Below are 26656 nucleotides of genomic sequence, written 5' to 3' on the forward strand. Positions count from 1 at the left end.
CCTCCTAATATATCGAGCATTACTTACCTTCTACTCTAGTATTTTGTTTAGCACCTTATATTTTAGTTAACAAAGCCTCAACAATATTCTATTTTAAAGTCGTTTGATTTTGTTGGTATGTAACATATTATGACCTTAGCAGTCTAATAAAAAAATAAGCTTATTTCTATGAAAAAAATAATAGTGGGATTCGCAGCAATCACCTCACTCTTTGCATGTAAAACCCAAAATATTGTGCAGCCCGAACAACCGGTTGTGGCCAGCATCAATTTAATCGATGTCCAGGATGATAAAGTTTGGGTAACTGTAGATCCTGATAAATTTACTACGGAAACTACCACATTCTATATTCCCAAAACTGTTCCCGGTACTTATTCTACAGATAACTACGGAAGATTTTCCGAAGGGTTTAAAGCTTTGGATTATAAAGGAAAAGAATTGCCCGCAGTAAAAGTTGATGATAACAGCTGGACTATTGCAAATGCCGATAAACTGGATAAAGTAATGTATATGGTAAATGATACTTTCGACTGGGAAGAAGAAGGTAATGTTTACTCGATGGCCGGAACCAATATTACTGCAGGAAAAAATTTCCTTTTAAACCTACATGGTTTTGTTGGATATTTTAAAGACATGACCGAGAAGGAATACCGCCTGGAAATTCAAAGACCGGCAGATTTAATCCCCGGAACTTCGCTTACGGTTAGCCAGACTATGAATAATGAGACGGGGACTTCTAAAACCGATATTTACAATCTTAAAAGATATTTTGAAGTAACCGATAATCCTATTATGTATGCTGCGCCAGACACAACAAGTTTCATGGTTCAGGATATGCAGGTGTTAATTGATGTATATTCTCCAAATAAGAAATTTTCTGCGGAAGGTTTAAAACCGGCGATGGAAAAAATGATCAGGGCCCAGAAGAAATTTTTGGGTAATATCAACAGCACCAATAAATATGCGATCCTCATCTATCTTGCTGCAACTCCCGGACAAAATGATGCGGGTAATTTTGGCGCTTTAGAGCACCATACTTCTACGGTAGTGGTGATGCCGGAAACAATGGAACAGGCGGCCATGGAAAAAAGTTTAACGGATATTGTATCCCATGAATTTTTCCACATTATTACCCCACTTAGCGTTCATTCGAACGAAATCCATTATTTTGATTACAACGATCCTCAAATGTCACAACATTTATGGATGTATGAAGGTGTTACGGAATATTTTGCCAATCTTTTTCAGGTAAACCAAGGCCTCATCAGCAATCAGGAGTTTTATAATAGAATGATCGAAAAGATAAATATCGCCAAGAATTTTGATGATACCGTGCCCTTTACCCTGATGAGTAAAAATATCCTGACAGATGAATACAAGGATAGTTATTATAATGTGTATCAAAAAGGTGCCTTAATTGGAATGGCCTTAGATATTAGACTGCGTGAGTTAAGTGGCGGGAAAAAGGGAATTCTTGACCTTATGAAGAAACTCAGCGCGAAATATGGAAAAAACAAACCTTTCGAAGATGATCAGTTAATTTCAGATATCGTGGCGCTAACCTATCCTGAAATTCAGGACTTTTTCGATTCTTACGTAACCGGGCAAACCCCAATCCCCTATTATGAGTTCTTTGCTAAAGCAGGATTGGAAGAAGCTCAGGTAATGAGCGAAGTTGGATATTTCTTAAAAGGACAAACACCTTATATCACAGCCAACAAAGAAACCAGCCAAATAGTCTTCAGGGATGATATTAAATTAAATACTTTCCTTTCTGAACTTGGTGTTGAAGGGGGAGATACTTTAAAATCGGTTAATGGAACTGAATATACTATTCAAAATGTATATCCTTTAATCCAATCCAGTATGGAATGGAAGGAAGGTGATACCATTAAAATGACCCTTATAAGAAACGGTGAAGAAGTAGTGCTTGAAGGAAAAACGATCACTCCTATGGATAAAGATCTAAAAGTGATCGAAAAGAAAAACGTAGACAGTGATCAAATGGAAATTAGAAATGCCTGGTTAAAAGGTTAATCTCATTCCATCTCTATTCTTATAAAAGCGGTAGCAATTCTACCGCTTTTTTTATTTTTAAAAAGCTTCAGGAAGCAGGCTTCTTACTATCTTTAAATTTGAAAACCAACTAAAATGGAAATACCAATTCTAAAGGATATTGTATTAATACTCGGCCTTTCGATGCTGATTATTTTAGTTTTTCAAAGATTAAAATTGCCGGCTATTCTTGGTTTTCTATTAGCGGGAATCATTGCAGGGCCTCATGCCTTCAATCTTATTAGTTCCCAACACGAGGTAGAAATGCTCTCTGAAATCGGGATCATTTTCCTTCTTTTTGTTATTGGAATTGAGTTGTCGTTAAAAGGTCTTGCCGCAATCAAAAAGATCATACTCATTGGAGGAACACTTCAGGTTGGGGGAACTATATTGGTGACAATCCTAATTTCAATGTTTATAGGTTTGCCGTGGAATACATCGGTTTTCCTTGGATTCTTATTCAGTTTGAGCAGTACCGCCATCGTACTAAAACTGCTTCAGGAAAAAGGGGAAATTAGTTCCCCTCATGGCAGGATCGCGTTGGGGATTTTAATTTTTCAGGACATTATTGTAGTGCCTATGATGCTGGTCACTCCTTTGCTGGCTGGTGAAACACCCAACCTGCTTACAACCTTGGGGATCATGTTCTTAAAAATTGTACTTGTCCTAATCCTGGTTTATTTGTTGGCGCGTTTTGTCGTTCCCAAACTTTTTGGATGGGTCATAAAAACCAAAAATCAGGAATTGTTTATTTTGATGATCGTGGTGCTTTGCTTCGGAGTCGCCTGGCTGACTTCAGCCGTTGGTTTATCCCTTGCTTTAGGTGCCTTTTTTGCCGGGCTTATTATTTCTGAATCAGATTATAGCCATCAGGCAACTGCGAACGTGCTACCCTTTCGTGAAATTTTTATTAGTTTCTTTTTTATCTCTGTAGGAACTCTTCTAAACCTGGATTTTTTCTTTTCGAATATTCTGAATATTCTCCTGCTCGTCATTGGAGTTGTTCTGCTGAAAATGCTCATTGTGGGTTTGACCGCGTTGATTTTAAGATATACGGCAAGAACCATTTTTATGGTCCTTTTCAGCCTTTTTCAGGTGGGTGAATTTTCCCTTCTCTTATCTACTGTTGGAAAAAATAGTGAAATTATTCCCGAAAATATTTATCAGTATTTCCTGGCAATTTCAATCATTACCATGGCCATTACACCATTTTTGATCTCTTATGCGCCAAAAATGACCTATGCCATTCTTAAAGCTCCAATTCCTTCAGCAGTACGAAAAAGACTGGAAAATATCAAGAAAAGCACTCAGGCTGAAGAAGAATTTTCAGAAGAAAATCTGCATGACCATTTGATTATTGTGGGCTATGGGATTAATGGTACCAACATTGCGCGTGCGGCGAAAAGAGCAGACATACCTTATGTGATTTTAGATAATAATCCGGATAGTTTTGAGAAAGCAAAAGAGCGTGAAGAGCCAGTCATATTTGGTGATGCTACCAACATCAATATTTTAAAGCATGCACACGTACAGGATGCCAGGGTGGTTGTATTAGCTATTTCAGATCCGGAGGCTACAAAAAAAATCCTGATCAATATCCGCCAGTTTACACAAACCGCGAATGTGATTGTGCGTACCCGATACATTAAGGAAATGGAAGAAGTGATTCGTTTGGGCGCAGATGAGGTTATTCCTGAAGAATTTGAAACTTCTATTGAAATTTTTACCCGGGTGCTTAAAAAGTATTTGGTTCCTTTTTATGAAATTCAGGAATTTACACAACAAATCAGGAACGCGAACTACGAGATGTTAACCACCATGAAGAAAAATCCACATTCGCCTGGACTTCATGATTTAAATATTCCGAATAAAGAAATGGCCACGATCAAGGTATCCATGAATAACAAAAATATTGTGGGAAAAAGTATTAAATCATCGGGCATCGGTAAAAATTATCATGTGACCATTTTGGCAATTCAAAGAGATCGAAAATTTTTGGGGGAAATAAATCAACAAACAAAAATTGAACAGGGAGACCTGCTTTATTTATTCGGAAATGCCCGAAATATCAATCACCTTAACCGAATTGTTTCTACTAATTAAGCAGATAATTTTTTAGATCTTCATAACTGCTGATTTCTTTCGAAACTTTGCTCTTTCCCATAATTTGCTGAATAGAACCCGGAATTTGGATTTTTTGATCAATTGTACTTTCAACTGTATTCAAAAACTTCACGGGATGCGCTGTTTCCAGAAAAACCCCATAATAATCAGGATTTTCCTTTTGGAATCTCTTTAAGCCTAAATAGCCAACTGCACCATGTGGATCCATTACATATCCGGTCTTTTCAAAAACACGCTGCATTGCTTCTCTGGTTTCCTCATCAGTAAAACTATAAGATGACAGGCTTTCCTTTAAATGAGGGAAGCTATTTTCAAATAATTGCTGTACCCTAACAAAATTGCTTGGATTCCCTACATCCATCGCATTGCTTATTGTAGGAATGCTTGGTTTAGATTTATAAATTTCAGAATCTAAATACTCAGTAACCGAATTATTCGCATTATTGGCGGCTATAAAATGATCAATGGGAAGCCCCATTTTTTTGGCCAGCATTCCTGCACAAATATTTCCAAAGTTCCCGCTAGGCACTGAAAACACCAATTTTTGGTCTCTTTTCTGAAGTTGTTTATAAGCAAAAAAATAATAAAACATTTGCGGTAACCATCTCGCAACATTAATAGAATTGGCTGAGGTCAATTTACTTTTTGAAGTGATTTCTTCATCAAGAAATGCTTTTTTTACCATATCCTGGCAATCATCAAAAGCGCCGTTAACTTCAAGCGCTTTAATATTCCGGCCTAAAGTCGTTAATTGTTTCTCCTGAATTTCACTTACTTTTCCCTTTGGATATAAGATCACCACATCTATCCCTTCTACATCCAGAAAACCATTTGCCACAGCTCCCCCAGTATCACCCGAGGTGGCCACTAAAACAGTAATTTTTCCCAGATCACCTTTTTTTATAAAATAGCCCAGGCTTCCCGCCATAAATTTGGCACCCACATCTTTAAAGGCCAACGTGGGGCCATGAAAAAGTTCCAATGTCCCCACATTTTCTTCAACCTCTGCAACTGGAAAATCAAAATCGAGAGTTTGAGAAATGATCCCTTTTAATTCATTTTCAGGAATTTCATTTCCCACAAACGATTTAATGGCTTCAAAAGCGATTTCTTCAGAAGATAAATGCTGTAACTCGTTAAAAAAAGTAGCAGGTAATTTCCTGATTTCTTGAGGAAAATATAAACCTTTATCGGGAGCAAGTCCCCGAATCACCGCATTTTCATAATTGCTTATATGGCTTTTGTCATTTAGACTGAAATACTTCATACTATAAAATTTTCACTCCGGTTTTATTGATTTCTGAAACGTGGATATCGAATTCGATTTCCTTGGAACTATAGAATTTTTTAAATGATTTGTAAACTTCTGCGGCAACTTCATCTCCTTTGCACATGGCAAAAACTGAAGGTCCTGAGCCTGAAATTCCAAATCCCAAAGCACCTTGTTCCGAAGATATTTTTTCTAACTCTTCAAAAAATGGAATTAAGATCGATCTTACCGGTTCCACAATTTCATCTTTTAAACTTCTTCCCATGAGCGCATAATCCTCAGTATACAAAGCGCTTACAAATGCAGCTAAATTTCCCCACTGATTTATTGCTTTTTTCAGACTTACATTTTGCTTGATTATCGCCCGGGAATCCCTGGTTTTAATTTCAATTAAGGGATGCAAAACGACCATTCTTAGTTCATGAGGAGTTGGAAGGCTTACAATTTCTAAAGGTTCATAAGATCGCACTAAATTAAAGCCACCGAGTAATGCCGGGGCAACATTATCTGCATGCGCATTCCCACTGGCTAAAAATTCACCTTTCATGGCAAATTGAACCAATTCCTTGTGCTTTAGGGGTTCTCCTAAAAGTTTATTTACCGCAAAAACAGCTCCGGCAGAACTTGCCGCGCTACTTCCAATGCCACTTCCGGGTTTTATTCTTTTATCAATTTCAATATCAAAACCCTGGTTTTCATTTAAATGGTCCAGCAGGGACAATACAGCCACACCGGCCACATTTTTATCGGTTTCCATGGGAAGATCTTGTCCGCTAATTTTGGTGATCCTAACTTTTTTAAGATCATTTTTGCGAATGGTCATTTCATCACCCACACTATCAAGACAACAACCCAGTACATCAAAACCGCAGGAAAGATTTGCCACAGTTGCCGGGGCGAAAATTTTAATTTCCTTCATGCTTATTTTTTTCCGATTCTAATGATATCTGCGAAAATCCCTGATGCTGTTACTTCGGCTCCTGCACCGGCACCTTTAACAATCAAAGGCTGTTCTGGATAACGATCTGTAAAGAACAACACAATGTTGTCACTACCGCTCAAATTGGCAAATGGATGTGTCGCACCAACTTCCTGCAAACCAACTTTTGCTTTTCCATCTTCCAACTGCGCAACATATTTTAATTCCGCATGGTTATTATTCGCATTTTCATAGATCTCCTGAAATACATTTTCATCAGCTTCCAGTATTCTAAAAAACTCCTCATTGTTTTGAGAATTTAAACTTTCCTGGGAAAGAAAATCCTCCCGTTCAATATCATCCAGCTCAAGTTCGAGTCCGCTTTCACGGGCAAGAATTAAAATCTTTCTGGCAACATCCACACCGCTTAGATCAATTTTTGGATCAGGTTCCGTATATCCTTCTTTCATCGCCTGCTCCACAACTTTATAAAAGGGTTGCGTGGTATCGTAGTTATTGAAAACAAAGTTCAAACTTCCTGAAAGCACCGCCTGAATTTTAATAATTCGATCTCCTGAATTTACCAGATTCTGTAGCGTATCAATTATGGGTAATCCAGCTCCAACATTGGTTTCATATAAAAATGAAGCTCCATATTCACGAGAAAGATTCTGTAAATTCTGATAATTTTCCAGCGCATCTGCACACGCAATCTTATTGCAGGTCACTACGGAAATAGAATTGGCCAGATAATTTTTATACCAGCCTGAAATTTCCGGACTGGCGGTATTATCAACAAAAATAGAGTTACGGTAATTCAACGTATTCACGCGGTTAAAAAATTCCAATTTATCAGCTTTTTCACCTTCATTTAAAACAGATTCCCAATTGTCGAGATCAATTCCATTTTCATCAAAAAGCATTTTTCTGGAATTTGAAATCCCCAAAACCCTGATCTTTAACCGTAATTTATCAAGAAGATAAGCCTCCTGCTTTTTAATTTGCCCCATTAAGCGGCTTCCAACATTCCCAACCCCAGTTATAAAAAGGTTGAGTTCTTTAGAGGGTACTTCAAAAAATTGCTCATGTAAGGTGTTCAAAGCTTTCGTAACATCGGCCTTGGAAATGACCGCAGAAATATTTCTTTCCGAAGAACCCTGAGCGATCGCACGTATGTTGATATTATTGTTCCCCAGTGCGCTAAACATTTTTCCGCTTAATCCATGGTGACTTTTCATCCTGTCCCCCACCAGCGCAATAATGGCTACTTCATCTTCAATTTGAACGGGTTTGATTTTTTTGGCTTTAATCTCATTTTCGAAAGCTTCATCAATCGCTTCTTTTGCCGCTTCAGCTTCAAGATCTTTTACCGCGATACAAATACTATGTTCAGAAGAAGCCTGCGTGATGAGCACAACATTAATATTCTGCTGAAACAGCACTTCGAAAAAACGCTTGGAAAATCCTGAAATTCCAACCATGCCACTGCCCTCAATATTTAGTAATTTGATACTATCTATATGGGTGATCCCGGTAACCCAGCGAAAATTCTTTTCACTGGATTTGGAAATTAGGGTGCCTTCTTCATCAGGGTCGAAGGTATTTTTTATGTGAATTTCAATATTCTTGTCGAGAACCGGTTGTAGCGTTGGTGGATAAAGCACCTTTGCCCCAAAATGGGACAATTCCATGGCTTCTTCGTAAGAAATATTCTTTAGACTATAGGCATGTGGAACGAGATTAGGATTGGCCGTAAACATTCCATTTACATCAGTATAGATCCAAACTTTTTCGGTTTGTAAAGCACCGGCAATGATCGCAGCCGTAAAATCTGAACCTCCTCTTCCCAGGGTACTAGGTACACCCAGATCGTTTTTGGCCACAAAACCGGGAACAACAAAAAGCTCTACTTGCTTAGCACTAAAATATTCCTGTAGGTTTTGATTCGTTTTTTCATAATTCACAAAAACCTTTTCATGGATATTTTTACAAACGATTAGTTCACGGGAATCCACCAATTCAGTCGAAACTCCAAGGCTTTTGAAATATTCAGAAATTATTGCCGTACTCAGAATTTCACCATAACCGGAAATGACGTGTTTGGTTTTTTCTGAAAGTTCATTTAAGAGAAAAACACCTTCAAATAAAGTTTCCAACCTATTAAACTCACTTTTTATTCTGCTTAAAATACCGCTTTGTGAAGTGACAGGAACTAATTCCCTTGCCGCATCTAAATGTCTTTTTTCGTTTGTTTCCAGAATCTTTTTAAACTCTTCATCGCCCGCAGCGGCCAGATCGGCCATGTGTAACAGGTCATTGGTAACGCCCCCAAATGCTGAAAATACGGCTATTACTGAATCTTTTTTTAAGTGTTCTTGTATGGTTTTAGCGGCAAGTTTGATTCTTTCAGAAGAAGCTAAGGATGAACCACCAAATTTCAGAATATGCATAACTGAAATTGTTTTAATTGATTAATAAAATTAATTGAATATAGGTTTGGACGGAAATTATATAGCATCTACCCCAAAGGGGTCATCCCTGTAATAATAGCCATGGCTAAAATGCCAGAAGTTATTCCTGTAAAGATTGTGCTATTATTTAATAAATTTGAATTCACCTTTTGAATTGATTCAGAGGTAAAATTAGGCAATTTAATTTGTGAATTAAAAATTTAAAGGGCGAAGAGTTGAATTATTATGGATATTTCAGTTATAAAAAAAATAATCGCCGATATTCTAAAAATAACGACGGTTTAATAAGAATCTACTAGTTTACTTTATAAACCGCTAATATAACTTCCATATAAGTCTTTAAATTGCAATCCTTTGGCAAACCGCTGTTTGCTCAATTTTTTATATTCTACCAAAGCCCAGAGAATAAATTCCATCATGAAATATTTCTCTTTTGCATCTACTTCCGGTTGATATTTCTCTATAAGCTTTTGTAATGGATCTACAGAATCCAGTTTTTCTTTATATTCCTGCTCTGAAAGATCGTCTGGCAGTTCAAAACCGCTACTTTCGAAAAACCATTCCACTAAATCATCATACGGCGTAGTTTCATCTGGCCTTTTCAATTTTTCGATCTTCGGAAAATATTCGTCAAAGAGCGTTTTGGTAGCACTTCCAATCAATTCCATGGCAACAAATGCCGCGCCTTCCTGCTCCCCTTCGTAAACCAGTTCTACTTTACCCGTAATTGACGGAATTACTCCCAAAAAATCGCTAAAACGGAGTATCGTTTTTTCTTCACCATTTTTCAAGGATCTTCTTTCAGCAGTGCTTAAAAGATTTTCAAAAGCAGTGATACTCATCCTGGCGCTAACACCACTTTTATGATCGATATATTCACTATCGCGTGCTTCAAAACTAATTTGTTCCAACAAATCTTTGGCAAGTTCCGGGACATACACCATCTCTGCCTGGCGATCGTCTAGCTTTGCTTCCTGAGCGGTTATTGTTTTCGCTATTTCAATGCTTTCGGGATAATGGGTTAAAATTTGAGAACCAATCCTATCTTTTAAAGGAGTAACGATGCTTCCACGATTGGTATAATCTTCAGGGTTTGCGGTAAACACAAATTGCATGTCTAAAGGCAACCTCAATTTAAACCCACGAATTTGAATATCCCCTTCCTGCAGAATATTAAATAAGGCCACCTGAATCCTCGCCTGAAGATCTGGTAACTCGTTGATCACAAAAATACTTCGATTAGCCCTCGGGATCATTCCGAAGTGGATCACGCGGTCATCAGCATAACTAAGTTTTAGATTTGCTGCTTTTATAGGATCTACGTCACCTATAAGATCGGCAACCGTAACATCTGGTGTGGCCAGTTTTTCAAAAAACCGTTCATCACGATGCATCCATGAAATGGGCGTATCATCCCCTTTTTCTTCAATTAAATTAGTGGCAAACCTGCTTATTGGTTTTAAGGGATCATCGTTAATTTCTGAACCCTGGACTACAGGAATATATTCATCCAATAAATTTACCATCAAACGCGCCAGCCTTGTCTTTGCCTGACCTCTTAATCCTAGCAAGTTGATATTGTGTTTGGATAATATTGCTCTTTCCAATTGCGGGATCACTGAATTTTCGTATCCATGAATTCCTGTAAAAGCGAGTTCGTCTTTTTTTATTTTTTCCTTTAAATTACTCCTCAATTCTTCTTTGATCGATTTTGAAACATATCCTGCTTCTTTTAGCTGACCAAGAGTTTTTATATTATCTATTTTCATACAATTTTTTTATCCTCTAATTCTTTTTTTTCTGTTCAATTCATAATCTTCGAAGATCATTTCCCCTAAACCTTTAAGACCTGTATAAAATGCTTTTCCCTGGTTAGCTTCAGTAAATTCCTGAACAAACCTGGTTAAATAAGGGTCCTGTGCGATCATAAAAGTGGTAATGGGAATTTTTAATTTTCTAGCCTGCCTGGCCATATTGTAACATTTATCCACCACATATGGATCCAGTCCCATACTATTCTTATAATAACTTCCATCCCGCTCTCTAATACAACTTGGTTTACCATCGGTGATCATAAAGATCTGTTTATTGGTATTTCTTTTTCTTCTGAGAAGATCCATAGCCAGTTCCAAACCTGCAACCGTATTGGTATGGTATGGCCCAACTTTTAAATAGGGTAATTCTGCAATGGAAATAGGCCAGGCATCATTCCCGAAAACAAGAATATCTAAGGTGTCTTTAGGATAGCGTGTTGTAATTAATTCTGAAAGCGCCATCGCCACTTTTTTCGCAGGAGTTATTCGATCTTCTCCGTAAAGGATCATACTATGGCTAATGTCGATCATCAAGACCGTGCTCATTTGAGATTTATAGTGTGTTTCTTCAACAACCAGATCATCTTCTGTAAGATTAAAATCGCCAATCCCATGATTTACCTGAGCATTTTTGAGACTTTCAGTCATGGATATTCGGCTTAAAGAATCTCCAAACTGATAATTCCTAAAATCACCCGTATGTTCATCTCCCCTTCCTATCTGGCTTGTTCGATGGTTCCCGGAATTTCCTTTTTTAAGTTTTCCGAAAATTTGTTCCAAGGCTTGTTGGCGAATGGCTCTTTCGGTTTTGGCAGTTATTGTCATTCCTCCATTTCCACCATCTTCGATCTCCTCTTTAATGTATCCTTTTTTCTTTAAATCTTCTACAAAGTCCTCCAGCGTATAATCTTCAGTAGTAAGTTTATACTCCTTATCCAGCTGCTTCATCCAATCCAATGCCTCATCAAGATCTCCCGAAGTATGTGTAATTATCTCTTTAAAAATTTCAAATAATTTTTCAAAAGGAGATTCTTCAGGCTTATCATATTTGTTGAATATGAAACCGCCTAATATTCTTTCATTCTTCTTTTCCATAACCTTAAAAATAACATTTTTTCAAGAGATGGTAAAGGATTTCGAGGGCTTAGTGTAGGTAAACTTATGTTAATTATAAAGTTGAAATATTAATGACTGCCTGTTATTCTTTTCTTAATTCTTTCCGACTTTTCTGAATATATAAGAGATTTGAAAAAAATTTCCAATGAACAAATTGCTCATTACAATTCTTTCTTTATTTTTCACTTTCCCCTCATTTACCCAAACTAAAAAATCCCCGTACACAACTGATTTTATTAAGGATGGTCTATATATCACGGGAACTGTAGGATTAAATGTTGCCGGAGTTTTATTAATTCAGAATAAGGATGATCTTTCCCAGACCGATTTAGATAATTTAGACAAAGATGACATATGGGCCATTGACAGGTTTGCGGCTGGTAATTACGATAAAGATGCAGATGAACTTAGCTATATACCTTTTTATGCATCATTTGCAACTCCTATTCTGTTCTTACTTGGAGAAGATGAACGTAATAATTTTGGGCAGATATCCGTATTATTTGTAGAAACTATGGCCACTACCGGTGCGCTTTTCACCATAACTGCCGGAGCTGTTGAAAAAAGTCGCCCATTGGTTTATAATACCAATCTTGATTTTGAGGAACGAGTAAATGGTGATGCCCAGCGTTCATTTTTTGCAGGCCATACTGCGGCTACCGCTGCCGCTACCTTCTTTACAGCAAAAGTTTTTCAGGACTTTAATCCAGACTCCCCTCTAGTCCCTTATGTTTGGGCTGGTGCAGCCGCTGTCCCCGCTTATGTTGGATATTTAAGAATGGAATCTGGGAAACATTTTTTAACTGATAATATTATTGGTTTTGGAATTGGTGCGGCTTGTGGTATCTTAGTACCAGAATTACATAAAGTCGGGAATGAAAATGTGGAAATTAATCCAACTGCGAGCTACAATATTGGTGGAACCGGTTTAAATTCTAAAGGAGTTTCATTAACCTACAAATTTTAAAAACTCATTAATGAGCGCAGTTGAAATTGTAATTCTTTTCTTCACTATTTTAATGTGCATTCCCACTTTGGCTTCGCTTACACGATATGATCAATGGTGGGTTAGAGGTTTTGACTTTCCCAGGATCCAAATTAGTTTTTTGATTATTTTGGTGATCGCTTTTTCGATTATCCTTTTAGATTTTTCTGAAGTTTGGCATTATGCGGGTGTAATTCTTTTATCATGTAGCCTTCTTTATCAGTTTAAAAAAATATTTCCGTATACCTACTTATCTAAAAAACAGGTTCTGAAATATAAAGGAACAGATCCAAAAGCGACCATCTCGATTTTAGTTAGTAATGTTTTAACTACTAATAATAAATATCAAAAATTGATAGACTTAGTATATGATCGTGATCCTGATATTTTATTAGCTCTTGAAACAGATGTACAATGGGAAAAACACTTAGAAGTAATTGAAGATGATTACAAACATTGCGTAAAGGTGCCCTTAGATAATCTTTACGGAATGCATTTATATTCTAAGTTGAAATTACACGAGATAAAGGTTCATTACCTGGTTCAGGAAGATATTCCATCTATTCATGGATATGTTGAATTAAGAAGTGGGAAAATGGTAAAAATCCACTGCCTTCACCCTATGCCACCCAGCCCAACGGAAAGTGAGACATCAACCAATCGGGATGCCGAATTATTGATGGTTGGTCGGGATGTAAAACCAGAAAAGGAATCCATTCTTGTTTTTGGTGATTTAAATGATGTGGCCTGGTCAAGAACTACCCGACTTTTCCAAAAGTTAAGCGGACTCATGGATCCAAGGATTGGACGGGGTTTTTTCAATACATTTAACGCAAATTATGCATTGTTTCGCTGGCCTTTGGATCATGTCTTCCATTCCAAAGATTTTACCCTGATAGATATTGCCAGGGAAAGACATATAGGGTCAGATCATTTTCCTATGTATATCAGTTTAAACTACGAGCCCAGTGCTGAAGTTCTTAATGAAGATACAGACGAGGCTGACGAAGAGGAAGAGGAATGGGCAGAAGAAAAAATACAAAATGCCGACCCTTTAATGCAGAGACTAAATGCTAGCAGGCTATATAATGATGGCTTAGCTTAGCAATTCCCTTAAGTTTTTCACAATGTCTGGCAGAAAGTGGCTTTTCAACAAAGTCAATTACAAGATTATCATTTGCAGCTTTTCTCTTATCCTTTCTATCCATTGATGCAGTGGCCATTACTACGTGATATTTATCATTATGGGGAATTAGTTTAAGTTTTTCCAGAAATTCCCAACCGGTCAATATAGGCATATTGATATCAAGAAGTATTAGAAATGAATCTTCGCTATTTTCAGATTGCAAAAATTCCAGAGCATTTAAGGGATTGGAAAAGGTAAAAGGATCTATATCAAGTTCACATTTTATTACTAATCGCTTTTGAAGCATCATAGTAAGATGATCATCATCTATAATTAAGGTACGTATCATGTTGTAGGGTAGTTTGGGGTCAATAATTTTTGGGTTTAATTTTTTATCAACTTAAGCATGTTCCAATGTAGAAAAAGAATCGGTATATCATCGATTATTTATGAGTATTTACGGAAAATACTTATTGGTTGATTTTAAAACAATTAAATAATTATGAAAATATTTTAAAAATATAATCCAAAAAAAGATTTAAAAGGTAGTACTAGAGAGGCTTTCAGGAGTTGGTTCTATTGAAAGAAATTTTATTAGAAAATTACGGAAAGATATTACAATATTATATTTACTGTAGGTTTTATATTACGCTTATATTATACTAAAAAAGTTCCTTAGAGATATTTAGTCCTACTCCAAAGTTAGATTTCTGATAGTTTTTGATATCAGCCCCCAACTGAGCTTTTAGAAGAAAATCAGAGTTAATTATTTCAACCTCAAGTAAAGAAGAAAAGATTTCTCGGGTATTTATAAAAAATCTATCCTTTAAACCATAATTTTTTCGATAACTTAATAAAAAACGATAAGGATATTCAGCAATTTCACCACTTATTCCCAAGTGGTGAACAGTAAGAATATTAGTCCCTATTCTGAATCTTGTTTCTTCATTTAATAAAATAAATGGTATTCCTATTACTCTATTCTGATACGTCCATCCAGACCTATACAGATTATTATTAAAATAGTTATCTGCCCCATCAACTAAAGAACCCGCACGATCCCGGCTTTGATTTTTGGTATAATAGAATTCATACATGAATTTTTTCAACCAATCCCGTCCCCAGAAAGTATCTCGATTATCCTCGAAATAAACGGCATATCGACCATCAGGAAAGTTCCCCATTTTCATTCCAGATCCATCGTCAAAAATAGTATTATAAATAAAATGAAAATCTACATCCTGGATTTTCGTTTTTACATTTATTTCATAACTCCCAATTTGATTTCCTAATGCATTCACCTCTTCCCTTCCAACTTCATTATCAGCAATGGAACCTGTAAAGACTTTTATATAGTCGTTAAAAGTACCTGGAAGTTTACCAAATTCTTCAGATATCCCGTCCCATTGGACATAATGTTGAATTCCTACTGAAACCTCTAAATTATCTTTGTTTGTATATACCAGATGGAATGTTTTATGGTGCAACCTAGTATTATCAATATATCGTTTATCATCTAAAAGATATTCTTCTAACCCCACTTTAAAGCCAATCCCATGGTCTTCCATTAAAAACCAAGGCTTGTTCATATAAAATTGAATACCCGGGGGTGGTGTCGCATTTAAGGACCATAAGATACTATGCCCCGTTGCAGATAGTCCATTAAATAAGTCTGGTTTTTGTTTTTTACCAATTATAATTCCAAATGCCGGATGATTATAATTGAAGTAGATTTCATCAACTTTAACCCCATCTTCATATCCATCTTTGTATAATCCTCCCAAACCGAATTCAAAGTAATGCTCATCATCAATTTCCATTTTAGAAAATCCTGAAATCATTCCCATTATATTGGTTTTTTCATCAATTCTTCCTCGGGAATTCATATGAAACCAGAATGGAGAAACTGAATCTAATGAAAATTGACCAAATGATTCCACTTTAACACCATAATCAGTAATTTGACTTTGGGCATTTTGAAGAAGAAAAAGAAGTATTAGTAAGAATAAATATCTCAACATAGCAGAATATAGAGGACTGCAAAGATTACGAATATGATTGAAAATAATGTAATTTTGAAATTAAATAAGTTATAATGTTTTCATTCTTTAAAAAGAAAAAATTTTTAGTTGATTCCATAGCAGGTATAACGGATTTCCATAACCATTTATTACCTGGGATTGATGATGGCGCAGGAACTGTTGAAGATTCTATAATAATGATTGAAAAGTTTAAAGAGTTGGGCATAGAAAATTTTATTCATACTCCTCATATTATTTCAGATTATTATCCAAATAATCGAGCTACCATCGAAGAGGCTTTTACAAAATTATATTCAGAATATGATAATCAGACTTCTAATAGTTACTCAGCAGAATATATGATGGATCAGCAATTTTTGGAAATCTTATCTCAAAATGAAATTATCCCTTTGTTTAAAAAATACCTGTTAGTGGAGATGTCTTATTTTCAACCTCCTATTAATTTAAAAGAAATCCTTTTCAAAATTCAAAATCATTCCTATAAACCTATTTTGGCACACCCTGAAAGGTATGCTTATTACCAATCCTCAGATTTAGGCAAATACAAAGAATTAAAAAATTTAGGATGTTCGTTTCAATTAAATTTACTCTCACTTACGCCTCATTATGGGATACCTGTTCAAAAAATAGCCTTAAAGCTTTTAGAAAATGATATGATTGATTTTATCAGCACAGATACACATCGAATTGATCATCTCCTAAAACTTGAGAAAATTACATTACAGCAAAAACAATTAGAACTTATTAAAAAGGTTATTGATAATAATCACAAAAAAATTAGTCTGAATTAATTCCTTGAAAGTCTTCTTTTCCATCGTTCCCATCGAGTCTCAGCATCCTGTCCATAACCATAGCCATATCCATAACTATATCCATATTTCGCTCCATAAGAAAATTTAGAATAATCCACATCATTAAGAATCACTGCTAAACCTTTAAGTTTACCTTGCTTTTTCATGTCTTTCGGGAATTGCAGAATACTTTTCTCGGTGTAATCTGCTCTCGCAACATAAAGTGTGTAGTCAGCTAATTGACTAATGAGCAATGTATCTGTCACAATCATAGTCGGGGCAGTATCCACAATGATATAATCGTACAAAGTTTTCGCCTTATTTATTAAACTTTCCATTCGATCGTTCATCAATAATTCTGCGGGATTAGGAGGGATTGGACCAGATAAAATAACATCTACAAGAATTTCATCCTCTTTAATTTTTGATATCACTTTATCGAATGGTATTTCATGATCATATAAATAATCTGATAAGCCTTTCTCCACCGCTCCTTTCGTCATTTGAGTATATCGGTGTAACTTAGGATTACGAATATCTGCACCAATTAATAAAACCCTTTTGTTTGTACTGGCTAAAGTCCGGGATAAGTTGTAAGAAACGAATGTTTTTCCCTCACCTTTAATAGTAGAGGTGACAAAAATAACATCCCCTCTTTCTTTATCCTTATTTTGAATTAAATAGGCAAGGTTTGTTCTAAGTATTCTAAAAGATTCCGCCAAAGATGAGCGGTCATTCAGTTGAATTACATCGCTTTCATCAGTATCAATTCTAGGGACTTCCCCCATAAATGGTGTTGTACTTAGCAAGGTTTGCAGATCGCCTTTATGATGTACTTTAGTATCTAACAAATTTTTTAAAAAAATAATTAAAAGGGGAATTAATAATCCTAAGATGAAGCCCCCAATTAAAATTAATAATGGTGATGGTGAAACTGGTGAACCGTATGTAAAAGCAGGCTCAATAACTTTTGCAACATCTGAAGTTGAAGCAAAAGCAATAGCCGCTTCTTCTTTTCTTTGAAGTAAGAATAAATATAATTGCTCAAATATAGTTTGCTTTCTTTCAATGCCTCTCATTCCCTTTTCCATCTTAGGAAAATCACTAAAACGATTTTTAGCGGTAGATTCTTTTATATTAAGATCACTAATTTCAATTCGAAGATTAGAGGCATATGCCTCTATACTTTTTATTAAGTTCGGTTTAAGTTTAATTATTTGAGCGTCCAAAGCTTCCATCATAGGATTTTGCTCCGTAGATGTTCTTAACAAAGAATTTCTTTCGAGAATAAGCTGATTATATTGTTCTATGAGATTTTGAACCTGGCTAGCACCTGTGACCATATTTCCTGGCAAAAGGTCAAAAGTTTCTGAATTCGCAAGTAAATTTTTGATTGAATTGATAATGTTCAATTGGGTTTCAATTTCGAAAATTCGCTGTTCTGCTTCTGTTTTTCTAGATAATAACTGTTGGGCTCCGGAAGCTACATCCATAAATTCGTTATCTCTTTTGAAATCAGCTATATTGGTTTCTACAGTATCTAGGGAAAAGGATAAATCGTGTAATCTTTCATCTATAAACTGAGTTGTTCTCCCTGCAACTTGTCTTTTATCATTTACACCTTCAGCATTAAATTGATACATCAGATTATTTAAAAAATCTTCTGCTTTTTTGCTTGTGGAATACGTTAATCCTATTAAGAGAATTTCACCAGATTGTGCTTTAGGGCCAACTTCCAGCTTAGAAATAAAATTTGCTGCAACTCTATCAACTGGTTTAATTTCTATATAGATGGGATTCGAACTCCTAAATTGATCAGGTTTTGAAGAGTTAATAATAAAATCTAAGCTATCAATTGAAATTAGCTCACCTAAATCATACTTCCATGATTTTTCGGTTTTTTTGTCGAATATTTCAAAATTTCGATTTGATTTGGGAAATATTATAAAAGTCTTTGAATGATTATTTACAATTGAATCTGGAGTTATAAAATTTATAGTAACAGGAGAAGATTTGTATGCTTCAGTAGTAATTACATTTCCCTCAATAAAATAAGAAATATTGAGGTTCAAAGAATCTACGACCTTCTTAACTAAATTTTTGGATTTTAAGGTTACAATTTGATTTTGCAGACTATTACTTTCCAATCTTATTATAGATCCAGTTCCTGAACTAGGCAAAATTCCAGACATATTATTTTCCTCAGATTTGGTGATGAGCAAATTAGATTCCGTCCGAAAAACAGGAATTGTATATCTATTATATAAAAAAGCTATACATCCTCCTACTAGAAATCCCAAAAATAACCATTTCCAATATGTTAGGTATTTAAAAATTTCTGCTTTTAAATCAAAGTTTGATTCCTCCTTCGGCTCGTTAAAATCTTCTGAAAACTCCTCCATATAAGACGATTATTTTGTAATAAGAAAAAGTAAGCCAGTAATTGAGGCAATTAATGAAAAAATTCCTGTGTAACTAGTTATAAAGCCAGCTGACTTAACCTTTCTATAGGTAGGCTCCACGTAAATAAGATCGTTTTGCTTTAAGTAATAATAAGGATTATTAAAAACCTCAGCGCTTGTCATATCAACTCTTCCAACTTGCCGAAGTCCTTTAACCTCACGATATACAAGAATATTTTGTCGATCACCATCAAATGTTATATCCCCAGCTAAAGCAAATATTTCAGGTAGTGTCATTCTTCCATCCTGCACTTCTATTAAACCTGGGCTTCCCACTTCACCAAGAACCGTAATCCTGAAGTTAACTAATCTAATAGTAACTACTGCATCTGTTGTCATTTTTCTAATTTCATTTTGAATTTCTCCTTCAAGTACACTTCTCTTTTTACCTGCAACCTTAACTGCACCTAAGACAGGAAACTGAATATATCCATCTGTATTAACTAAATATCCTGTTAAAGAATTGTTTTGACTAGATCCCGACCCAGAACTAGATGATGATTGCCCATTCTGGATCATTTGAAAAGGCTTTACAGAAATTTCATCTAATGATGATACTGTAATTCTTAGAACATCATTTTCTTCAAAAACTGGTTCATAATCCTTGTCATTTATGGAACCATTTAATCTTTCAATACCTTTAAAATAGACTACTTCATCTCTGGTGGCACAACTACTAAAAACCAAGATTAATCCTATTAGGACTAGAATGTTTTTCATAATTATAGGGGTGTTTTATTCTTTTTTAAGTTCTGGAATTTTATCTAAACGTTCAAAAGAAGAATTATTACTTTTAAATTCTGGAATTAACTCCTTTAATTTCGCCACGACTTTATCACTTTTCAGCTTGTTAGCAGAAGAAATTATCTTTTCAATTTTTTCATTTATAAATTCATAATCTCTAACCACTTCCTGGCCAATCATAATCTTCTTATGATGCGTAGGTAAAGTCTTACTGTCGTCATTCAAAAGTTCTTCGTATAATTTCTCCCCTGGTCTCAAACCGGTAATTTTAACTTTGATATGTTTATTCGGCTGATAACCAGCAAGTTTAATCATCTTGATAGCAAGATCCATGATTTTAACTGGTTCTCCCATGTCAAAAACAAATATTTCTCCTCCTTTTCCCATTGCCCCAGCCTCTAAAACCAACTGACAGGCTTCTGGAATGGTCATAAAATATCTAATAATATCGGGATGGGTAATAGTCACAGGCCCCCCCTGTTCAATTTGCTTTTTAAATAAAGGTACCACAGATCCATTTGAACCTAAGACATTTCCGAACCTAGTAGTTATATATCGTGTTTCACTATAGGATGAGTTTTTTTCTTGACTATGATAAAGGGATTGAACATACATTTCTGCTGCCCTTTTTGAAGCACCCATCACATTACTTGGATTAACCGCCTTATCTGTGGAAACCATTACAAAATGACCTGTATGGTATTTTAATGCTAGGTCTGATAAATTTTTAGTCCCTTGAATATTAACAAAAATTGCTTCATGTGGATTCTTTTCCATCAAAGGAACATGTTTGTAGGCAGCAGCATGATAAATAACATTTATGTCATGATTTTGAAACATAAGTTCCAAACGCCTTTTGTTTCCAACGTCACAAACTATTATTCGATAATTTAAATCTGGAAATTTCGCCTCGATTTCTAGCTGTAAATTATGAAGCGGAGTTTCAGCCTGATCAAGGAGTATTAATTTTTTTGGATTATAATCAGCAACCTGTCTTACTATTTCGCTTCCTATAGATCCTGCTGCTCCTGTTACAAGTATAGTTTTACCGGTTAATTGTTCAATCTTATTTTCATTATCCAATAGAATAGGCTCCCTATCCAATAAATCTTCTATTTCTAAAGTTTTAACCTTTTCTGAAATTGGCTTATTTTCATCCCAACTGGAAACCAAGGGTGCGTTATAAACTGCGATTTCATTTTCCAAACACTCCTCAACAATTTGGAATTTTTGTTCAGCTGTAAAGTTTCGCTCAGATAAGATTATTGCTTCAGCTCCTAAAGAAAACACCTCCTTAGATATGGATGTTTCATGTTGCAAAACGGGCTTATCTAAGATTCTCAAACTTCTATGATAACCCTGTGTCAAAAATCCAACAATTCTGAATCTTTTCGGGTGTTCGATATCAAGGGCTCCAGCAATGGAAATAGCATTTTCATCGACTCCAAGGATCACAGCGTTTATTAGAGTTTCCTCTTTCTGGATATATTTAAAATACTCATATACCTGTTTTACGGAAAGACGAAATAAGAAGAGGAGGGAAAAAGAGATCCAAAGATTGATGACCAAGCCTCCCACAAGGAAAATCTTTTCACCTAAAATAAAAAATGATAGATAATTAATTGCAATTAAAGCCACGAAACTGCTTATAGTTGCTAAAAGTAATTTTAAAGCATCTACATTCGATGAATATCTTATAATACCTGAATACGTTTTAAATAGATAAAAGAAGCAAATATTTGTTGAAATAATTAATGCAGATTTATCAAAATAGGTTAGAAAAGAGTACTGCTGGAAGGGTGATAAATCTAATAAAATCAAAAAAGTGATAATAGTCGAAATAGTTACCAGACCAATATCAATGAGAAACACCACCCATCTTGGAAGATATTTAATGTTCCTTATGTCCAGGGCATTATCTGGACCTGTTAAAAGTTTTTTTAGGGTTTTTTTAATTTTACCCATATTTTAAATCTTATTTTTCTATGAAATTCAAAATTGCGGTTTTAATCCTAGCTTTTTCAATATCGTTCAAATTTGAACCGCTTGGCAAACATAAACCATTTTTGAACAACTCTTCGGCAATCCCTGTGCCATAAAAATCAGCATCTTTAAAAACAGGTTGCATGTGCATAGGCTTCCATAAAGGCCTGCTTTCAATATTATTTCCTTCCAGATGCAATCTTAAAGCTTCTCTACTAAAGCCAGTAATATCCTCATCAACCCATATAACGGTAAGCCAGTGGTTGCTAAAATAATCTTTAGAGGGCTCAGCTTTAACCTCGATTCCATCAAAATCTTTGAATAAATTTACGTAAAAATGAAACATATCCCTTCTTTGACTCACTCTTTCATCAATCACTTCCATTTGTCCCCTACCTATTCCAGCTGAAATATTACTCAACCTATAATTGTAACCAATATGACTATGCTGATAATGTGGTGCTTCGTCACGCGCCTGTGTGGCCAGAAAAATAGCTTCCTTTTTATCTTCATTAGAATGTGTTACCAAAGCTCCTCCACCAGAGGTAGTGATTATCTTATTTCCGTTGAAGGAAAGAATGGAAAAAGGAGAAAATGTTCCACACTTTCGTCCCTTATAAGTACTTCCTAAAGCCTCGGCGCTATCTTCAATCACCGGAATATCATATTCCATGCTTATCTTATTAATTTTCTCGACCTGATAAGGCATTCCGTATAAATGTACGGCAATAATTGCCTTTGGTTTTTTTCCTTTTTGAATTCTATCCTTAATAGCTTTTTCTAACTGTGCAGGACAAAGGTTCAAGGTTTTCTCCTCACTATCAATAAAAATTGGAGTTGCTCCCTGATATACTATGGGATTAGCTGAGGCGGCAAAGGTCATAGTCTGGCATAAAACCTCATCTCCCCGTTTTACACCTAGCAAGATTAAAGCTAAATGCAAAGCTGCCGTACCTGAACTTAAAGCTGCAACTTCAACCTTCACATCTTCACTAGACAGATACGACTGGATATCCTGTTCAAAACCAGAAACATTAGGTCCCAAAGGTGCTATCCAGTTCTCCTCAAAAGCGGAATGTATGTATTTTAACTCGTTACCTCCCATATGCGGAGAGGAAAGCCAGATTTTATCGTTACTCATTCTTAATTTTGTTAAATTTAATGATTTTACCGGGATTCCCCACTACTACTGCATAATCAGGCACCTCATCAATAATTACTGCGCCTGCTCCAATGATGGCCCATTTCCCAATTTTAATACCGGGAATTATAGAAGCCCCCGCTCCAATATGAGTGCCGGCACCTATTTCTACATTTCCTGTAATTATGGCACCAGGAGAAATATGAGCAAAATCGGCAATATGGACATCATGCTCAATTATAGAACCTGTATTAATTATACAATGGTTTCCCACTTTAGTACAAGCATTAATAACAGAATTTGCCATAACCACAGTCCCCTTTCCCAAATTCGCAGAATCTGAAACCATTGCGCGTGGATGAATTAAAGCGGCACAAAATTTCAGGTTTTTTGCAGCAATATTTTTCCGAATCATATTGTTTCCAATCGCGATCACCACTTCGGAGTGTTTGAGTGACTCATCCAGATTCTGAGCAACGGTATAGTTCTGCAAACACTTAATCTCAGGATTGTCATCTAAAATTTGATCGATCTTTAAATCGAGAACTTTCAGTATATCGATGATCACTTTTCCATGACCGCTTGCCCCGTAAACTATCATTAGTTATTACCGTTAAAAGGTTCTGTAGTTGCCATATTTCCAGAATTGATTCCTTCAGAAATTATTACTTTTTTTATCGTTTTGAATAATATTTCCAAATCCAATAAGAATGAAATGTGTTCAACATACCAAACATCCAATTCGAACTTTTTTATCCAACTTATAGCATTACGTCCATTTACCTGTGCATAACCGGTAATCCCGGGTTTTACTTTATGTCTTTTCGCCTGTTCTCTGGAATAGATTTTAAGATATTGGGGAAGCAAAGGTCGAGGCCCTACCAAACTCATATCACCCTTCAGAACATTTAATAACTGTGGAATTTCATCTATAGATGTTTTTCTCACGATTTTACCAACCAGAGTAAGTCTTTTAGAATCAGGAAGTAAATTACCCTTCTCATCCCTAGCATCGTTCATAGTGCGAAATTTGATGATTTTAAAGATCTTCCCATGCAGGCCAGGCCTTTTCTGATAAAAAAATGGTTTACCATGATTTACTATAGCCAATAGAATCATGAATATCAAGAAAAACGGACTTAAGATTAGTATGCCCATTAGCGCCGCTAAAAAATCGAAAAAAGGTTTAATCAGGGTTTGATACATTAGTTAACAATTGTTCAAAAATGCCAAATAAACTGGGGCGCGAATTTAATCATGTTTAAATTCTGCTTCTAATTCTTTGTATTGTTTTAACAAAATTTGCCAAAAAACTTTCCGTTCATAGTGTTCCTTCATGAGATCTCTTGACCTGAGTGAGAGTTTTAACCTCAATTCACGGTCTAAATATAATTGATGCATAGCTTTCTTAAGGTGTTTAGCATCTTTAACGGGGATAATGATGCCATTAACATTATTATCTACAATCTCATTACACCCGTTAATATCTGAAACGATGGCAGGAATACTCATCGCATTCGCCTGCATCACGACATTGGGGAAGCCTTCGCGGTAACTCGGAAACGTTAAAACATCGGAAATAGCAAAATATGGCCTAACGTCTACCTGGTAGCCGGTAGTGAAAATTTTTAAATTATTATTAATCGAATCCATCGTATCTTGATTAATGGGATCCAATTCCTGTTCAAAAGGACCCACCAGAAGCAGGCTGATGTTTTTTATATCCTTCTGCAAACTTTCAAAAGCTTCAACTAGTTCGTTGATACCTTTTTCCCGAACCAACCTACCCACGAAAATATAAACAAGATCGACTTCGGGAATACCAAGCTGTGCTTTTAATGCAGAATTTTGGGTTTCAGTATAAAGTTCTGGATCGAAATAATCTGTATCAATCCCATTGGAACTGCCTTCTCCTAGGACGAGTAGCTTGCTCTCCCTCGCATAATCTAAATCCAGAATAATTTGTTTAAGTCCGAAAGAATTAGGAAAAACTTTAGTTGCCAAACTGTAAGTCTTTTTCTCTACAAAATCCAGGATCTTACGTTTAAAACCGCTTGTTTCCAATAACGGAAGACCCGCCACGGTATGCAGCCTAATTGGAACACCGGCAAGTTTTGACGCAAACATACCCACTATGCCAGCCTTCGGTGTGTGGGTGTGTACAATCAGCGGTTTTTCTAACTTTAAAAAATTATACAGCTTCATAAGTGACTTTACATCTTCCAAAGGTGTAATGGCTCTGGTCATATTCACCCAAAAAGTCCTTACCAAATTATCCTTACCATATTTCTTTAAACGCTGGGGCTCTGCCGAAACCGCAATCACTTCATAATACTGGTTCATGTAGGTAAGTTGCCCTTCAAGAAGTTTTTCAAGTGATAACGGAATGGTGGTTATTCTTACTAATTTATCCCTCATGCATTTGGTTTTCTATGGCTTCATATACTTTTCTAGCATAAGCCTTCCAGGTGAAGTCCTTTTCGAGCCGCTCACGTAATTCTAAATTATTTGCCAGTTTGCGGCGTAAATTTACATCTTCAATGAGAGTAAGCATTTCTAACTGAAGATTTTTATGATTTCCTTTTGAAATAATAAGATCTTCACCATCCCTAAAAATCCTTCTTACCGATGGAATATCCGGTGCAATTACCGGAATGCCCACCGCAAGATATTCGAATATTTTTAGCGGATTCATATAATCATTAGCGTAATGGTGTATTGCTAAATCAAAACAATTTAAATATTGGTTCATTTCTTCATGGGAAACCCAACCGGGCAAGGATACATGATCTTGAATTTTCATAGCATTAATTGACTCCTTCAACTCTGAAAGCCCTGGCCCATCTCCCAGTATCACTAGATGAATATTCACTTTTTCACCTATTATCATCTGAAAGGCCTTCAGTAAAATTTCCATCTTTTTATGTCGATCTAGAGTCCCCACGTAGCCAACTATAAATTTATCTTCAGGAAAATTCAGTCTTGATTTAAGGCCAGATTTGTTTGTAAGCGGAAAGAATTGTTCTAGATTTGTTCCATTATAAATGATCCTGTCTCTATTTTGATCGATGCTATCTCGCATGATAGTAGTTCTGCTTGGTTCAGAAATAAATAAATTGAGATCTGAAGCCAGGTAAGATTCCTGTTGTAGTTTCAAAAAATATTTTCGAAAGATGATTTTTTGATAAATTTCATCGAAAACAGATCCATTAATCTGCGCACAGATAAAAAGGTTTGGAAACAATTTTCTTAGTCTGGAAATCTGTAAAAAATTAGCATCAATCTGAATAATGAGAACATCTGGCTGAAAGCCTTCAATTTTAAACAATAATTCATTCCAGTAAAATTGATTCCTGCGATAGAAGGACAGTGGCATAAACGCTCGATTGTTCTTTAAAGTCCTTTTCCAGCTTCCGTTAGAATTAGTGATTCTTCCAGAACTTATTTTTTTGGGAAAAATAGCCGCTTCAACACCAGGAATATATGACAAATTTTTATAAAATTCTTTAGATTGGATACTCCCGCCGTGCGCAGCATAATAGGCTGTACTGTAATAAAGAATTTTCATAAAGCTTGGTTGAGAAATTATATAAATAATATTAGTAATACCATA

Annotated in this window: 20 protein-coding genes; 5 read left to right on the plus strand and 15 right to left on the minus strand. The window is 35.6% G+C overall.

Going from position 1 to position 26656, the window contains the following annotated elements:
- Positions 1 to 168 precede the first annotated feature (168 nt).
- Positions 169 to 2037 (plus strand): peptidase M61, encoded by a 1869-nt coding sequence (locus DHD80_RS13770; RefSeq protein WP_251742033.1) that lies wholly within the window; start codon positions 169 to 171, stop codon positions 2035 to 2037.
- 114 nt (positions 2038 to 2151) lie between these two features.
- Entirely contained in the window at positions 2152 to 4158 is a 2007-nt protein-coding gene (locus DHD80_RS13775) for a monovalent cation:proton antiporter family protein (protein WP_251742034.1), read from the plus strand.
- Here DHD80_RS13775 and thrC read toward each other — a convergent pair.
- The 5 genes from thrC to DHD80_RS13800 all read right to left on the minus strand — a co-directional run bounded on the left by thrC (position 4151) and on the right by DHD80_RS13800 (position 11748).
- A complete protein-coding gene (thrC, locus tag DHD80_RS13780) occupies positions 4151 to 5446 on the minus strand; it encodes a threonine synthase (RefSeq protein ID WP_251742035.1) in 1296 nt (431 codons plus the stop codon). The genes DHD80_RS13775 and thrC overlap by 8 nt on opposite strands.
- Before the next feature lies 1 nt (position 5447).
- Complete coding sequence (locus DHD80_RS13785; protein WP_251742036.1) at positions 5448 to 6368, minus strand: homoserine kinase; 921 nt, start codon at positions 6366 to 6368, stop codon at positions 5448 to 5450.
- 2 nt (positions 6369 to 6370) lie between these two features.
- Positions 6371 to 8818: a bifunctional aspartate kinase/homoserine dehydrogenase I gene (gene thrA / locus DHD80_RS13790; protein WP_251742037.1), complete on the minus strand. Its 2448-nt coding sequence runs from the start codon at positions 8816 to 8818 to the stop codon at positions 6371 to 6373.
- A gap of 326 nt (positions 8819 to 9144) precedes the next feature.
- On the minus strand, positions 9145 to 10608 hold the full coding sequence (locus DHD80_RS13795) for a magnesium chelatase (RefSeq protein WP_251742038.1): 1464 nt from the start codon (positions 10606 to 10608) through the stop codon (positions 9145 to 9147).
- Positions 10609 to 10617: 9 nt separating this feature from the next.
- Positions 10618 to 11748 (minus strand): hypothetical protein, encoded by a 1131-nt coding sequence (locus tag DHD80_RS13800; protein WP_251742039.1) that lies wholly within the window; start codon positions 11746 to 11748, stop codon positions 10618 to 10620.
- Between the two features lie 166 nt (positions 11749 to 11914).
- On the opposite strand from DHD80_RS13800, the gene DHD80_RS13805 reads away from it, so the two are divergent.
- Both DHD80_RS13805 and DHD80_RS13810 read left to right on the plus strand, forming a co-directional pair.
- Positions 11915 to 12736: a phosphatase PAP2 family protein gene (locus tag DHD80_RS13805; RefSeq protein WP_251742040.1), complete on the plus strand. Its 822-nt coding sequence runs from the start codon at positions 11915 to 11917 to the stop codon at positions 12734 to 12736.
- A 10-nt stretch (positions 12737 to 12746) separates the two neighbouring features.
- A complete protein-coding gene (locus DHD80_RS13810) occupies positions 12747 to 13859 on the plus strand; it encodes an endonuclease/exonuclease/phosphatase family protein (protein WP_251742041.1) in 1113 nt (370 codons plus the stop codon).
- On the opposite strand, the gene DHD80_RS13815 is transcribed toward DHD80_RS13810, so the two are convergent.
- Entirely contained in the window at positions 13828 to 14229 is a 402-nt protein-coding gene (locus DHD80_RS13815; RefSeq protein WP_251742042.1) for a response regulator, read from the minus strand. The genes DHD80_RS13810 and DHD80_RS13815 overlap by 32 nt on opposite strands.
- 313 nt (positions 14230 to 14542) lie before the next feature.
- Entirely contained in the window at positions 14543 to 15766 is a 1224-nt protein-coding gene (locus DHD80_RS13820) for a capsule assembly Wzi family protein (RefSeq protein ID WP_251742043.1), read from the minus strand.
- Between the two features lie 209 nt (positions 15767 to 15975).
- On the opposite strand from DHD80_RS13820, the gene DHD80_RS13825 reads away from it, so the two are divergent.
- On the plus strand, positions 15976 to 16713 hold the full coding sequence (locus DHD80_RS13825) for a CpsB/CapC family capsule biosynthesis tyrosine phosphatase (RefSeq protein ID WP_251742044.1): 738 nt from the start codon (positions 15976 to 15978) through the stop codon (positions 16711 to 16713).
- Here DHD80_RS13825 and DHD80_RS13830 read toward each other — a convergent pair.
- Genes DHD80_RS13830 through DHD80_RS13865 form a run of 8 tightly spaced genes read right to left on the minus strand, consistent with a single transcriptional unit; the run spans position 16710 to position 26611 of the window.
- Positions 16710 to 19115, minus strand: coding sequence for a polysaccharide biosynthesis tyrosine autokinase (locus DHD80_RS13830; protein WP_251742045.1), 2406 nt, complete (start codon positions 19113 to 19115; stop codon positions 16710 to 16712). The genes DHD80_RS13825 and DHD80_RS13830 overlap by 4 nt on opposite strands.
- A gap of 9 nt (positions 19116 to 19124) precedes the next feature.
- On the minus strand, positions 19125 to 19895 hold the full coding sequence (locus tag DHD80_RS13835) for a polysaccharide biosynthesis/export family protein (RefSeq protein WP_251742046.1): 771 nt from the start codon (positions 19893 to 19895) through the stop codon (positions 19125 to 19127).
- A gap of 15 nt (positions 19896 to 19910) precedes the next feature.
- On the minus strand, positions 19911 to 21884 hold the full coding sequence (locus tag DHD80_RS13840) for a nucleoside-diphosphate sugar epimerase/dehydratase (RefSeq protein ID WP_251742047.1): 1974 nt from the start codon (positions 21882 to 21884) through the stop codon (positions 19911 to 19913).
- A gap of 10 nt (positions 21885 to 21894) precedes the next feature.
- Entirely contained in the window at positions 21895 to 23043 is a 1149-nt protein-coding gene (locus tag DHD80_RS13845) for an aminotransferase class I/II-fold pyridoxal phosphate-dependent enzyme (RefSeq protein ID WP_251742048.1), read from the minus strand.
- Positions 23036 to 23644 carry an acetyltransferase gene (locus DHD80_RS13850; RefSeq protein WP_251742049.1) on the minus strand — a complete coding sequence of 203 codons (609 nt, stop codon included), beginning with the start codon at positions 23642 to 23644 and terminating at the stop codon, positions 23036 to 23038. The genes DHD80_RS13845 and DHD80_RS13850 overlap by 8 nt, the downstream gene beginning before the upstream one ends.
- Positions 23644 to 24249 carry a sugar transferase gene (locus DHD80_RS13855; protein WP_251742050.1) on the minus strand — a complete coding sequence of 202 codons (606 nt, stop codon included), beginning with the start codon at positions 24247 to 24249 and terminating at the stop codon, positions 23644 to 23646. Before DHD80_RS13855 ends, DHD80_RS13850 begins: the two co-directional genes overlap by 1 nt.
- 45 nt (positions 24250 to 24294) lie before the next feature.
- A complete protein-coding gene (locus DHD80_RS13860; protein WP_251742051.1) occupies positions 24295 to 25461 on the minus strand; it encodes a glycosyltransferase family 4 protein in 1167 nt (388 codons plus the stop codon).
- Entirely contained in the window at positions 25451 to 26611 is a 1161-nt protein-coding gene (locus DHD80_RS13865) for a glycosyltransferase family 4 protein (RefSeq protein WP_251742052.1), read from the minus strand. The genes DHD80_RS13860 and DHD80_RS13865 overlap by 11 nt, the downstream gene beginning before the upstream one ends.
- Positions 26612 to 26656: the final 45 nt, after the last annotated feature.

Source organism: Gramella sp. AN32 (genome assembly GCF_023718305.1).
GTDB lineage: Bacteria > Bacteroidota > Bacteroidia > Flavobacteriales > Flavobacteriaceae > Christiangramia > Christiangramia antarctica.

What these genes read in the sequence shown, in the direction of transcription:
- DHD80_RS13800 (WP_251742039.1), bottom strand. Translation starts at nt 11,748, where the DNA reads ATGGAAAAGAAGAATGAAAGAATATTAGGCGGTTTCATATTCAACAAA.
- DHD80_RS13860 (WP_251742051.1), bottom strand. Translation starts at nt 25,461, where the DNA reads ATGAGGGATAAATTAGTAAGAATAACCACCATTCCGTTATCACTTGAA.
- DHD80_RS13785 (WP_251742036.1), bottom strand. Translation starts at nt 6,368, where the DNA reads ATGAAGGAAATTAAAATTTTCGCCCCGGCAACTGTGGCAAATCTTTCC.
- DHD80_RS13865 (WP_251742052.1), bottom strand. Translation starts at nt 26,611, where the DNA reads ATGAAAATTCTTTATTACAGTACAGCCTATTATGCTGCGCACGGCGGG.
- DHD80_RS13795 (WP_251742038.1), bottom strand. Translation starts at nt 10,608, where the DNA reads ATGAAAATAGATAATATAAAAACTCTTGGTCAGCTAAAAGAAGCAGGA.
- DHD80_RS13840 (WP_251742047.1), bottom strand. Translation starts at nt 21,884, where the DNA reads ATGGGTAAAATTAAAAAAACCCTAAAAAAACTTTTAACAGGTCCAGAT.
- DHD80_RS13770 (WP_251742033.1), top strand. Translation starts at nt 169, where the DNA reads ATGAAAAAAATAATAGTGGGATTCGCAGCAATCACCTCACTCTTTGCA.
- DHD80_RS13835 (WP_251742046.1), bottom strand. Translation starts at nt 19,895, where the DNA reads ATGAAAAACATTCTAGTCCTAATAGGATTAATCTTGGTTTTTAGTAGT.
- DHD80_RS13850 (WP_251742049.1), bottom strand. Translation starts at nt 23,644, where the DNA reads ATGATAGTTTACGGGGCAAGCGGTCATGGAAAAGTGATCATCGATATA.
- DHD80_RS13810 (WP_251742041.1), top strand. Translation starts at nt 12,747, where the DNA reads ATGAGCGCAGTTGAAATTGTAATTCTTTTCTTCACTATTTTAATGTGC.
- thrC (WP_251742035.1), bottom strand. Translation starts at nt 5,446, where the DNA reads ATGAAGTATTTCAGTCTAAATGACAAAAGCCATATAAGCAATTATGAA.
- DHD80_RS13845 (WP_251742048.1), bottom strand. Translation starts at nt 23,043, where the DNA reads ATGAGTAACGATAAAATCTGGCTTTCCTCTCCGCATATGGGAGGTAAC.
- DHD80_RS13830 (WP_251742045.1), bottom strand. Translation starts at nt 19,115, where the DNA reads ATGGAGGAGTTTTCAGAAGATTTTAACGAGCCGAAGGAGGAATCAAAC.
- DHD80_RS13855 (WP_251742050.1), bottom strand. Translation starts at nt 24,249, where the DNA reads ATGTATCAAACCCTGATTAAACCTTTTTTCGATTTTTTAGCGGCGCTA.
- DHD80_RS13805 (WP_251742040.1), top strand. Translation starts at nt 11,915, where the DNA reads ATGAACAAATTGCTCATTACAATTCTTTCTTTATTTTTCACTTTCCCC.
- DHD80_RS13820 (WP_251742043.1), bottom strand. Translation starts at nt 15,766, where the DNA reads ATGAATTCCCGAGGAAGAATTGATGAAAAAACCAATATAATGGGAATG.
- DHD80_RS13815 (WP_251742042.1), bottom strand. Translation starts at nt 14,229, where the DNA reads ATGATACGTACCTTAATTATAGATGATGATCATCTTACTATGATGCTT.
- DHD80_RS13825 (WP_251742044.1), top strand. Translation starts at nt 15,976, where the DNA reads ATGTTTTCATTCTTTAAAAAGAAAAAATTTTTAGTTGATTCCATAGCA.
- thrA (WP_251742037.1), bottom strand. Translation starts at nt 8,818, where the DNA reads ATGCATATTCTGAAATTTGGTGGTTCATCCTTAGCTTCTTCTGAAAGA.
- DHD80_RS13775 (WP_251742034.1), top strand. Translation starts at nt 2,152, where the DNA reads ATGGAAATACCAATTCTAAAGGATATTGTATTAATACTCGGCCTTTCG.